This is a genomic window from Adonisia turfae CCMR0081, from assembly GCF_011009555.1.
GTDB classification, from domain to species: Bacteria; Cyanobacteriota; Cyanobacteriia; order Phormidesmidales; family Phormidesmidaceae; genus Leptothoe; species Leptothoe turfae.
This window is the reverse complement of the sequence record NZ_QXHD01000004.1, coordinates 7281524-7293877: the sequence shown is the minus strand read 5'-3', so window position 1 is coordinate 7293877 and position 12354 is coordinate 7281524. Positions and strand designations below refer to the sequence as shown.

The following is a 12354-nucleotide window of genomic DNA, read 5'->3' as shown; positions in this document are numbered from 1 at the left end:
CGCTGGTCCCATTGGCTGTGAACTCGGTCAATCCTTTGCCCGTTTGGGAGCTGAGGTCACTATCATTGCCAGCCGCGATCAGATTATGCCTAAGGAAGAACCTGAGGCAGCGGCTGTTGTCCAAAAGCAGCTTGAGACCGAAGGCATTCGCATTCTTACCAAAAGCCGAGCCAAGAAAGTAGAGGTGATTGACGGCAAAAAGCATCTCTATGTCGGCGACCAAGTCATTGTTGTGGACGAGATCTTGCTCTCCACAGGTCGCATCCCCAATGTAGAATCCTTAGGTCTGGAGGCAGCCGGTGTAGAAGTCGGTAAAGCCGGTATTAAGGTCAATGAAAAACTTCAGACCAGCGTCAAGCACATTTATGGTGCTGGCGACGTTATTGGTGGATACCAATTTACCCACGTCGCTGGTTATGAAGCCGCTGTTGTGATCCAGAATGCGCTATTCCTAGCCACTAAAAAAGCCGATTATCGGGTTATCCCCTGGGCGACATTTACAGAACCGGAACTTGCCCGCGTTGGTTTAACAGAAGCGCAGGCAAAGGAACGATACGGGGATGACGTAGCTGTACTAAAGCACGAGTTTAAGGATGTCGATCGCGCTTTAGCTGAGGCCGCAGGCCATGGATTTGCCAAATTTATTACCCGTCAAAACGGTGAAATTCTAGGGGCTCACATCGTCGGTCCCCATGCCGGTGAGCTCATCCATGAAGTGGTTTTGGCTATGAGCTACAAAATGAAAATTGGAGCCCTTAAGAGCATCATTCACATCTACCCCACACTGTCAGAAATCAATGCTAAGACGGCTTTGCAACTGACTAAGCAAAGCTATGCCCAAAACGATCGGTTACAGAATATACTGCGTGGGTTCTTCAGCTGGCGACGTTCCCTTGCTTAAGAGATCATTAAGTATCCAACCCTACTAATCACAGATACGCTCTATCAAAATCCTATGGGACGTGTGATCAAAATCATCCTCACGGTAATTTCACACAGGTAAAGTTAAATGCATGTTCCCTGTTATCAGCGCATCTACTGAATTTTACGAGGGTTACCCCCATGCCTTTCCTACCATTATTCATCGTCATTGGTATCTTTTTAGCAGGAAGTAAAATTCTCCAACAGCCTAATCAACGGCTTGAAAAACGATCAACCAAGCGCACATCCTATGGAGATTTTGAAGATCAGTCACTAAGCTTAGCCTTGATCGACTACATTTCTCGGGAGGCTAACGGCAGAAATAATGATGACGACTACAAGGGCAAATCTGGCTCTAAGTCTAGAAAGCACAAAACCCAGGTGAAATCTAAACGATAGTTCCTCATAAATACTGAGATTTCACCTATACAAAACCGTCTTAGAAAAAGTATCTAGGACGGTTTTTGTGTGTCTAGATGACTCAACTCTGATGTATAGCTTGGCGCACATCGTTTACAACATCAGCTCTTGCTGAAAACTATAGATAACATTGTTGTGTAAGTTGATGAGTTTATATGTCTGTTATTGCGTCATTATTTATTTCCGACAAATGGCGAAACATTATTAGTTGATTTCTTCTAAAAACAGTTACTTTAATCTTCACTTTAAAATTAAATAAAAGACTTAGGGTTTGAAAGGCAACGTATTTCGGGGGTTTTAGTGCCTGTTAGCTAGAGCGTAAATAGCTCTACTTTTGTCTAAATAGGTAAATTTATTTTCGCATAATACACATAATCAGGTAAGTACAACCACGGTTTTGGTTCAGGTAGCCCATGGCTTAGAAAAGTTAAAGAGAGGCATGTTGAGGGAATTAAGGAGATAGCCTCATCCATAGAACGTAAAACTAATTTTGCTTCGCTCTGTGCTTTTTAGTTCATAAAGAACTAGACGGTATGTCTTCTCTGAGTCCTGTTTATTCTATGGGTGCTATTTAAATTGAGAACTTTGTCAAAAATAACAACACGTATAAACCGCAGGACATCGAATTTACTATTTCACATGAAACTCACAAATAACACAATTACCCCAGTTTCTTTACCTGCCTCTAAATGGTTAGTGCGCTTGACAGCGATAGGAGTAGCAACATTGTTAGGGCTTCAATGTTGTTCTCCTAGTATAGTTCAGGCTTCTGAGGAAGAAGAAGTTCGCCAAGGTTTGCCAGGCAGACGCATCAGTGGTGCCTCTCGTCTGCCAACATCTGCCTGTGCCCAAAATACGGCACCTCTGGTGGCCATTGTGCCAGAGACTAATTTAGGGGCAACGGCCTTAGCGGAACCAACACTTTGGCTTAGTGTGCCAGAGGTCAAAAGTACCAAACAGTTAGAGTTTTATCTGTTTAATGCCCAGGATGAGATTATTTATCAAACGAACTTAACGGTTGAACCTACCGCTGATCTTGTTGGTTTAGATTTAGGTGTCATGGGTGGAGCGCCCAAATTAGAAATCAATCAGCGATATCGTTGGGCAGCTTCCATCGTTTGTAACCCTAACAACCGCTCAGAGAATATTTCAGTGGAGGGTTGGGTTGATCGGGTTGAGGGTTCTAGCTTAGACGCCAACAAACTTTGGTATGACCATCTGGGAGTATTGCTGGAACAGATGCAACGTCATCCACACAATCAAGATGTATGGAGTCAATGGCATACGCTAATGGCTTCAGCTAGGCTAGAACAAATTGTTCCTCTGTCGGTGAGTGCCAGCTCTGTGGAAATTATGCTGCCAACAACGGAGGCGATAAACTAACGGTTGCTCAAGAGCAAGCCATCAAGAAATTCCAAACGTAAATGTTGAAGAGATGTTCCATGGAACGTCTGCACATCCAAAATTTGGACGTTAATTGATTTTATTTCCAGTGCCACAGCTTGAGACTCTGCAGTAGAACCGACGGTGGGAACTGTACTGATCAGAAATCGTCACCTGAGGAGTGTTAATCGTCATGGGTAAGCTTCAAATATTATGGCGTAGTTATGGTCAAAAGATATGTGCTGCTGGGATCGCTAACACAGCTCTTTGGCAAGGGATCCCATGGGCTAATGCCCAGGTAATCTCAGCTCAAGACTCTATACAAACTCAAGTTGTTCAACAGAACAATCAATTTGAGATTTCTGGAGGAACAACAGCGGATAATGCCAGACTATTGTTCCATAGCTTTGAGCAATTTGACTTAGAGCAAAATCATCAGGCTGAATTTCAGGTGACATCTTGCGTAGAAGCTGTTTTTAGCCGCATCACCAATGGCATGCCCTCGCAGATCAATGGACTAATAGACGTTATTGGGGGTCCAACTAGTTTGTATTTGATCAATCCGGCAGGTGTGTTATTCGGTACTGACGCATCTATCAATTTGGCAGGTGATTTTACCGTCTTAACAGCTGAACGTCTAGATTTTGAGCGGGGACATTTTGGACTAACGGGTCTTTCCAGTGATGTACAGGGTAACGTTTTACAGTTACAGTTCAATCCTGACAGTCCTGGTAACATTACGAATTTAGGTGATCTGACGGTTGGTGCCGATAATTCTTTATCCTTAATTGGTCATAGTGTTGTTAATCAGGGAACCATAAGAGGTGGAGCAATTAACATCGCTGCGGTTGGCACCCATGAGATTGTTGGTTTGGCTGGTGGATTGCAGTTTGCGGCGGCGGCTCAACCCAGGGCATCGTTACCCCTGTGGCTTACATCCACAGGAGTTGACCATGCTACGGCCATTGAAGTCAATCAGGATGGAACCCTAAGCTTGACTGGGGGACAGTTGCTCGATGTTCCTGTTGGAACAGCGCTAGTGGGGGGGCTGCTAACAACTCAGCAAACAACCAATCTAGGCTTAAACCGTATTCAGATTGTTGGTGACCATGTGGCGACTGTAGGAGCGACATTGCGCACCACTGACGGTGGTCAAGTTTTGATTGGTGGTGACTATCAGGGCAGGGGCTTGTTGCCGACGGCTCAGTCAACTTTTATCGATGCTGCTTCTACAATTATTGCTGATGGTGAGGCGGGTGGACAAGTGGTCATCTGGTCAGATGGACTCACCCAATTTAGGGGGGCGATTAGGGCTCGGGGAAATACCGCTGGAGGGATAGTCGAGGTATCTGCCAAGGAGCAGCTGTATTTTGGTGGACAAGTAGATTTGCGATCGCAAGGTGCCCCAGGCACCTTACTGCTCGACCCGGAAAATATTGAAATTCGGGCGGGGAGCGATCCAGGAAGTATGGACACGGGTGAGCCTCAAATATTGTATGAAAACACCCTAGAGTCTTCTATCATCGGCAATATTAATTTGTTGCTACAAGCAGACAACAACATTACCATTGAACCCTTAAGCGATGGCGAGTTAACCTTTGGCCAAGGAACTGGCAGTATCAGCTTTTTAGCGGATGCAGATGGCGATGGTCAGGGCAGTTTTACCATGGCTCCAGGCGATCGTCTGAGCACTTCAGGGCAAGCCATTGCCATTACAGCTGCTGACATTACGGTCGGAACATTAAATACTAGTGCATTTTCCGCCATCGATAACTCGGAGAATGCGGGAAATATTCAGCTTACATCAACTCGCGGGAGTATTGTGGGTGGCGATCTCATTAGCACAGCGCGTGGCACCCTTAATAATAGTGGCAATGGTGGTGAGATAGCTTTATCGGCACCTGGTGCGATCAGCGTTGGCAATATTACAACGGCCACCACGGCCCTCAGCAATAGCGGTGGCGGTGGTGATATTACCCTTATTAGTCGCAGAAGCAACATTGTGACAGGTTCTCTGAATACTGGCACCTCTGGCAACAATAACTCAGGAGCAGGAGGAGAGGTTTCTATCGATGCATTTGCCAACATTAACACCGCTGATGTGACAACATCTGTTCAAGCCACTGTTAACAACGCTGGTGATGCTGGTAATATCTCTCTTATTAATCGTTCTGGTAATATTACGACTGCTGCACTCAATACCAATACAGAGGCGGCTAGCAGTAATACAGGCAATAGTGGTTCCATTAGGTTGAATGCCAGTAAAGGAGACATTACGAGTCAGCAAATTACGTCTATCACGGTTAGCCCTGATTCAGCTCAAACCCAGGGTGGCGATATTGGCCTAAGGGCTGATGGCATGATTGTAGTGGACTCTATTAACGCCACAGGAGAGGGGCAAGGTGGCAATATTAACGTGACTACGCAACAGTCATTTCGAGCTATTGATACGATTGCTGACACCAATGCCAGCCTATTGACAACAAATGGTGGAACCATTCGTTTAACCTACAATAGTGATCCTGCTATCTCGTTCTCCCTGGGTGATGGTGGGATAAATGGAACAGCAGGTGAGATTACGACCGGTTTAGATACCTTGACGGCTCCTCAGACTGTTGAAGAAGTTAGTTTAGAGACCATTGAACTCAATAACTTATTTGAGTCTTTCCCTTCAGGTTCACAATCTGACTCCCCAGAACCTTTGTCGCCAGTTGCAGACCTTTCCAATCTTTCCACTGTGCTTGGACTTGAGAGTATCGACAGTCTAAACAATAACGCATTAGCCAATGGTGCTAGGGAAAAGCAAGAAGGCTCTGTTAGCGATAGCGAGTTGATTTGGGCTCAAATAGAGAGGTCGTTCTCAGCTGAGTTCGCTAGAGCCCTCAATCTACCGATGCCTGCCTCACCCTCCTTACAGAGACTCCAGCAAACTCTGAGGCAGGTGAGTGAAGCTCAGGCCATTACACCGGCTCTGATGTACATTCGTCTCAAAGACACCCATGTCGAGTTAGTCCTTGTCACTGGTGAGGGGGCACCCGTGTATCGTCCGGTTGAGGCTACTGCCGCAGACGTGAAAGCTGTTGTAGAAACGTTTCATCAGACAATTACAAATCCAGTGTTGCGCCCTGCTCAGTATTTGCCTGCCGCGCAACAGCTGTATGATTGGTTAGTGCGACCAATATTAGACGAGTTGGAAGTCGCTGATATCGACCATATTGGTTTCGTTCTAGATACTGGGCTACGCTCTTTGCCGATGGCCGCTCTCCACGATGGGCAACGCTTTTTGATCGAGAATTACAGTATTGGCCTACTGCCCAGTGCTGGGTTGACCCCCCTAGAGCCCTCCATAGACTTGTTAACGGAGCCTGGTGCATTACAGGCTACCCTGGCTATGGGGGTTGCTAACTTTGAAGCCCATGCCGATCTGGCGGCGGTTCCGTTTGAGCTTTCACTGGCTAGTCAACGCCAGGATGATGAGCAATATTTGGATCATGAGGCCACCCTGGATGTGCTACGGCAGCGTTTAGAACAGGGAAACTTTAAGACTGTTCATTTAGCTACCCATGCAGTGTTTCAGCCTGGCAGTTTAGAGGCATCCTATGTGCAGCTTTGGGATCAAACTGTGAACCTGGAACAGCTGCAGACATTACCGCTTGATGCGGTTGACTTCTTGATTTTAAGTGCTTGTGCCACAGCAGTGGGCGATGCTGCTGCCGAATTTGGATTTGCAGGATTAGCGGTTAATGTAGGTGTTCAAACAGCGTTGGCCAGTCTTTGGTCCATTGATGATGAGAGCACCCTGGGCCTGATGGCGGAATTTTATCGTGCCCTTGAACAGCCTTTAACCCGCAGTGCCGCCCTTCGTCAGGCCCAGTTGGCGATGTTGCACGGCCAGGTTGGTATTGAAGATGGCACCGTATATGGCAGTGATGGTCAGCTAATTGGGCATCTGTCTGGGTTAGGCACCAGCGGCAGTTGGGATTTTAGCCATCCAGCCTATTGGTCTGGTTTTACGATGATTGGGAATCCTTGGTAAATCTACCGCCTAATTCATCATATCCAGTTGACTGCCTAATCCTAAGGGGGCCCATTGCGCTTTGGTAGCTTTTACGGTCGTAGTCGTCTACGTTCTGTGCAGCTGTGGCTGTGGCGATGGCTGCAGCGCTATGGCTATGTATTAATTGCTCTGGGAGTAGCTCTTGCTGTTATTGGTATTCGTCAACTTGGGGGACTAGAAGAGTTAGAACTTAAACTATTTGACAGTCGTGTCCGTCATGCTGTGACCAATGTTGATCTGCCCGATGTGGTGGTCGTAGGCATTAATGAGATGGATATCAAGCGCTACAACCACTGGCCTTTAAGTGATCAAACGATAGCTGAGCTGCTAATACAATTACAGACCTATGAACCTGTAGCCATTGGCCTGGATATCTATCGGGACATTGACCATCCTCCTGGTCGTGAACAGTTAGATCAACAACTGGCGGTGGAGAATGTCTATGGCGTATATGATGTAGGGTTGGATCCCACCCGCAGCACCCCACCGCCGCAAGGGATGGATCTAGAACGTACGGGATTTGCAGATTTTGTGGCTGATAGTGACGGGGTGATTCGCCGCAACTTTATGTTTGCCTCCATTAAGCCTGATGAATTCTATGCTTTGGGTTTAAAGTTAAGCCTGCATGTGCTGAAAAACCGCTATGGCCCCGATATTCTAAAAAAAAATTTAGCAGGCCTCACCATTGCTGGTCGGTTTTTCCCTACTTTGGCCCAAAATACGGGCGGTTATCAGAATGAAGACATGGCTGGCTACCAGGTCATGTTTCAGTACCAGACCACCGACAGATCAATTCGCCAAGTCTCTCTGACGGATGTTTTTAATAACGAGGTTGATCCCAATTGGTTCAAAAATAAGGTGGTCTTGATAGGTACCGTAGCCCCTAGTATTAAAGACACTGTTTTCACCTCCCTCAATACCCAAGCAGGATCGGTTGCAACAACACCGGGGGTGATTTTACATGCCCATGCGGTGCGTCAAATTTTGTCAGTTGTTGAGGGAGACTATTCTCTGATTTGGGGATGGACCCAATGGCAGGAAATGCTGTGGATAGGCTTTTGGTGTCTGATGGGAAGTGTTTTAGTTTGGCATATTCAGCGGTTTGTGCTGTTGACCCTAACTAGTGCGATCGCACTGGCTTCCCTGGTAATTACCGGCTGGGGGATGTTTCTTTACCAGGGTTGGATTCCCATTGTGCCACCTGCTTTGGGCTTTGCCACCGTGGTGAGCAGTACCATCGCCTATCAAGTTTTTTATCGCACCTTTTACGATCCGCTGACCAGTTTGCCCAATCGAGTCTCTAGCCTCAAGCGCCTACAGTCCTGTCTAAATCAGCGTAATGCATCGCAGCCTATGGTGGCCCTGCTGTTACTTGATCTGGATTTATTCAAATCAGTGAATGAAACGTTGGGCGTGCAAGTGGCCGATCGGCTACTGCAAATTGTTGCCGAACGCATCGTTTATCTGATGCCCCATGCATCGGCTGCCAGGGTAAGTGGCAATCAGTTTGCCCTAATTTTGCCGTCAGTGGCCCATCGTCAAGAGGCGATCTCCACCACGGCTGCTCTGCAAAAACAGCTGATGCACTCTATTCACATTGGTGGGCAGTTAGTCAGCACCACCATCAGTATTGGGATCGCGCTCCATCATAAAGGGCTGGGATATCGAGCCCATGCACTGTTGCAAGATGCTCACCGGGCTCTGGGTAAAGCCAAAAAATCAGGTCGCGATCGCTATGAAGTATTCAACGAAACCATGCGCACCCACTCGGTCTCTCAGTTTCAACTGGAGATGGAGTTGCGCCACGCTGGAGATGATGAACAGTTCCAGCTTTACTATCAACCGATTATCGAGGTAGCCTCGGGTAAAATAGCGGGCTTTGAAGCCCTGATTCGTTGGTTGCACCCTGAGCGTGGCACCGTGCCCCCCAATGACTTTATTAGCATTGCTGAGGACACTGGCATGATTCTAACTATGGGGGATTGGATTTTAGATGAAGCCTGTTATCAAATTCGCCAATGGCAACAGCAATTTCCCATGCCTCAACCCCTATTTATTGGTGTCAATCTTTCTAGTCGACAGTTTGTTCAACAAGATTTGGCGACGACGATTGCCACTATTACACAGCGGCATCAAATTGACCCCCGTGGCCTCAAACTAGAACTCACAGAAAGTGTGGCCATGGAAGATGTAGAAGCCGCTATTCAGCAGCTGAAACGATTGAAGGAGAAAGGCTTACACATCAGTCTCGACGACTTTGGTACGGGGTATTCATCCCTGAGCTATCTCCATCGTCTGCCGATTGATTCTCTAAAAATTGATAAATCCTTTGTTGACCGCATGGAAAACATTAGTGAACATGCAGATATTGTTGGCACCATTGTGTCCTTAGGGCATCGTCTGAATTTGGATATTATTGCCGAAGGTGTAGAAACCATGGCACAAGCCTGTCTGCTAAAGCAACTGCGTTGTCAATATGTGCAGGGGTATTTTTTTGCAAAACCTTTGCCTAGAGACCAAGCTGCGCAGCTGTTGAGGCAGAATAAGCGTTGGAAGATTGAAGATTAGTGGGGCGTAGGGAGTTATGACAATCTCTTTAATCGATCGCATGTTATGTCCTCAAATTTTGGACCCAACTACCATCATAGTTCTCTTTCAAAAGAATATATGATTATGATGGTGTCTGATTGTTTCAGTTCAGTCAATTTAGTTATAAACTTATCTAGCTAAGTTATGTGGACGGTCTACTATTGGTTCTCACCTCTCTAATTCCCAGTTGGGTCTTAAGCCTTTATCGGTACATGAGGGGTATGGCAAGTATTTGTTTCTTTTGAAGATGGCTGTTTTTAAGTAGCTTATATTGAGGCTGTAGGTGCATGAAATCTCTTGGTCGCCATATTTTAGTGGAATTCCATGGTTGCTCATCTGAAGTGCTGAATGATGTGCCATGCATAGAATCAAGCATGGTCGGTGCAGCCAAAGAGTCGGGAGCTACGATCATTAGCTCGGTATTTCATCATTTCTCTCCCTTTGGAGTGTCAGGTGTAGTCGTTATTCAAGAAAGTCATTTGGCAATTCACACCTGGCCAGAGTACCGCTATGCAGCTGTAGACTTATTTACCTGTGGTGATTCGGTTAATCCATGGACATCCTATAAAATTCTCAAAAAAGCATTTCAAGCTGAACATGGCTCAGCGGTGGAAATTAACCGGGGTCAACTGGATTTATTAGAGAAAGCGAGTATGGAACTGGGAGAGCTGAGGGATGAGGCCGCACAACAGATGGTAGTTCCGAAGTATAGTCGCAGCGTTTGGTTTACCGATCGCAATGAAAACATGGCCCTCTCGATTCGCCATAAAGGAGACTGTCTGTTTCGAGAAAAATCCCCTTACCAGACGGTAGAGGTGTTTGACACCTTTGAGTATGGTAAGTTGTTGGCCGTTGATAAAATGGTTATGTGTAGCGAAAAAGATGAGAAGGGCTACCATGAGATGATTATCCACGTGCCGATGGTGATGCAGCCAGAGGTGAAGGACGTTCTGGTGGTGGGCGGTGGTGATGGGGGCAGCATCCGTGAAATTTTGCGCTACGACCTTGTTGAAAGGGTGACCATGGTAGAAATTGATGATGCTGTTGTCAGGGCCTCTAAGGAATTTTTACCCAGCTTGTCGTCGGCCTTTGATCATCCCAAGCTCAATTTAATTATTGATGACGGCATTGAGTATGTGAAGCAGGCTCCAGATGCCTGCTTTGATATGATTGTTGTGGACTCTTCTGATCCTGTGGGTCCGGCTGAAGGGCTATTTTCCAAATCGTTTTATCAAGATGTTTATCGCTGTTTACGACCAGGCGGGGTGATGACGGCCCAGAGTGAGTCGCCCCATTTTAACCAAAAGGCATTTGTTGAACTCAACCACTGTTTGAAGGATATTTTTAATGTCGACAGTGTCTTTTGTTATTTAGCGTTTATTCCCACCTATCCTACGGGCATGTGGAGCTTCACTTACTGCACTAAGGGGGGCAAACATCCTGTTGCAGATTTTGATCGGGAACGAGCCCAGTTAATTTCTAAAGAGTTTGGTCTGCAATATTACAACAGCGACATTCATGGGGCGGCGTTTTGCTTGCCCACCTTTATTCGTACCATGCTTGATAGTTAACTAGTTTGCGCTTTCTGCTAAGCGAGCGGAGCTGAAGCTAAAATTTTTTGACAGTAGTCTCTTTTAGCTGCGCTCAAGGAACGCTCACCTTGAAGGATAGTATGGGTAAACAGTCTCAATCTGAAAAGAAGTCATTTGATTCAGAGGAACGTATTTCTAACAAAATTGCCAGCTTTGATCCGGGCGGGGTAGGTGCTGTCAATGGTAATTTGTTTGGGTTTCCCCATGATTATGCCCATGCCAGTACGGTGGTGATTGGCGTGCCTTGGGATGTGACGACGTCGTACCAGGATGGCACATGTCGGGGGCCAGAGGCTATTCTACGGGCATCGCCCCAGCTTGATTTTTATGATTTTGATAATCCTGAAGCATGGCGACAGGGTATTTATATGCTGCCGATTCCACAGTGGTTGCTGGCGGAGAATCGGCGGTTAAGACCGGATGCGATCGCAATCATCCGCAATGCTGAGCAGGGCATAACCCCTGACGATAATCTAGATCTAGCGGCTGCCCTAGAGCGCATTAACCAAGGCTGCCGCGCCATGAGTCGCTGGGTCAGCCATCAAACCCAAGTGGCCCTACAGCAGCAGAAAAAGATCGTCGTTATTGGTGGCGATCACAGTGTGCCGTTAGGGGCTTTGGAAGCTCTGTCTCAGGAATATCTCAGTTTTGGTATTTTGCATCTAGATGCCCACGGTGATTTGCGCCATGCCTACGAGGGATTTCAAGAATCCCACGCATCGATTATGTTTAACGCGATGCAGCTGCCGCAGATTTCAAAGCTAGTGCAGGTAGGCATTCGGGATATTTCCCATGGTGAAATGTCCATGATTCAAGACTCTAATGACCGGATTGTGACCTATCTAGATACACAGCTAAAGCAGGCAAATTATGCTGGGAAAAGCTGGCTGGAGCAGTGTCAGGACATTGTGCGCCATTTGCCTGAGCATGTGTATATCAGCTGCGATGTAGATGGTCTCGATCCGAAGCTATGTCCCCATACGGGTACACCGGTCCCTGGCGGACTAAACCTTGAAGAGGCTTATTGTCTATGGCGTGAGGTGGTTCGCAGTGGGCGGCATATTATTGGCTGCGACATTTGCGAGACCGGTAACCATGAGTGGGATGGCAATGTGAGTGCGCGGATACTATATAAGCTATTTAGTCTTATGAATATGGGTGAGGGTGGCTCTGAGTTGTGAGTGCTTAGTTTTGAATTAATAGCCTTTGCCTAGGATATGCCTCTAAAAACAACTAGCTAATAACCAATAACCGAGCACTCAAAACTCAAAATTAAAAACTCAGAACTCTACAACCCTCCAAGTTAAGAAGTATTGCCTTCTCAACGCTTTCTAATGATTTGTTTAGATGCTTGTTCAGGTGCTGTTTTTATTCTGCCAAGCAATTAAAACT

At 46.6% G+C, this 12354-nt stretch carries 7 protein-coding genes; all 7 read left to right on the top strand.

From position 1 onward, the window contains the following. On the top strand, positions 1 to 901 hold a 901-nt coding region (locus DXZ20_RS35040; RefSeq protein ID WP_163703713.1), incomplete at its 5' end, for a dihydrolipoyl dehydrogenase family protein. 161 nt (positions 902 to 1062) lie between these two features. After that, positions 1063 to 1320, top strand: a complete 258-nt coding sequence (locus tag DXZ20_RS35035; RefSeq protein WP_163703129.1) for a hypothetical protein — start codon at positions 1063 to 1065, stop codon at positions 1318 to 1320. A 660-nt stretch (positions 1321 to 1980) separates the two neighbouring features. Then, positions 1981 to 2724, top strand: coding sequence for a DUF928 domain-containing protein (locus DXZ20_RS35030; RefSeq protein ID WP_163671435.1), 744 nt, complete (start codon positions 1981 to 1983; stop codon positions 2722 to 2724). Between the two features lie 193 nt (positions 2725 to 2917). Further along, the gene (locus tag DXZ20_RS35025; RefSeq protein WP_163703128.1) at positions 2918 to 6760 is read left to right on the top strand and encodes a CHAT domain-containing protein; all 3843 of its coding nucleotides are present in this window, start codon (positions 2918 to 2920) and stop codon (positions 6758 to 6760) included. A gap of 54 nt (positions 6761 to 6814) precedes the next feature. Further along, positions 6815 to 9349 carry an EAL domain-containing protein gene (locus tag DXZ20_RS35020; protein ID WP_163703127.1) on the top strand — a complete coding sequence of 845 codons (2535 nt, stop codon included), beginning with the start codon at positions 6815 to 6817 and terminating at the stop codon, positions 9347 to 9349. 308 nt (positions 9350 to 9657) lie between these two features. Next, positions 9658 to 10941 carry a polyamine aminopropyltransferase gene (gene speE / locus DXZ20_RS35015; RefSeq protein ID WP_163703126.1) on the top strand — a complete coding sequence of 428 codons (1284 nt, stop codon included), beginning with the start codon at positions 9658 to 9660 and terminating at the stop codon, positions 10939 to 10941. Between the two features lie 101 nt (positions 10942 to 11042). Then, positions 11043 to 12143 carry an agmatinase family protein gene (locus DXZ20_RS35010; RefSeq protein ID WP_250564988.1) on the top strand — a complete coding sequence of 367 codons (1101 nt, stop codon included), beginning with the start codon at positions 11043 to 11045 and terminating at the stop codon, positions 12141 to 12143. Positions 12144 to 12354 lie beyond the last annotated feature (211 nt).

Coding starts and splice junctions, on each gene's coding strand:
- DXZ20_RS35035 (WP_163703129.1), top strand. CDS start 1,063: ATGCCTTTCCTACCATTATTCATCGTCATTGGTATCTTTTTAGCAGGA.
- speE (WP_163703126.1), top strand. CDS start 9,658: ATGAAATCTCTTGGTCGCCATATTTTAGTGGAATTCCATGGTTGCTCA.
- DXZ20_RS35010 (WP_250564988.1), top strand. CDS start 11,043: ATGGGTAAACAGTCTCAATCTGAAAAGAAGTCATTTGATTCAGAGGAA.
- DXZ20_RS35025 (WP_163703128.1), top strand. CDS start 2,918: ATGGGTAAGCTTCAAATATTATGGCGTAGTTATGGTCAAAAGATATGT.
- DXZ20_RS35030 (WP_163671435.1), top strand. CDS start 1,981: ATGAAACTCACAAATAACACAATTACCCCAGTTTCTTTACCTGCCTCT.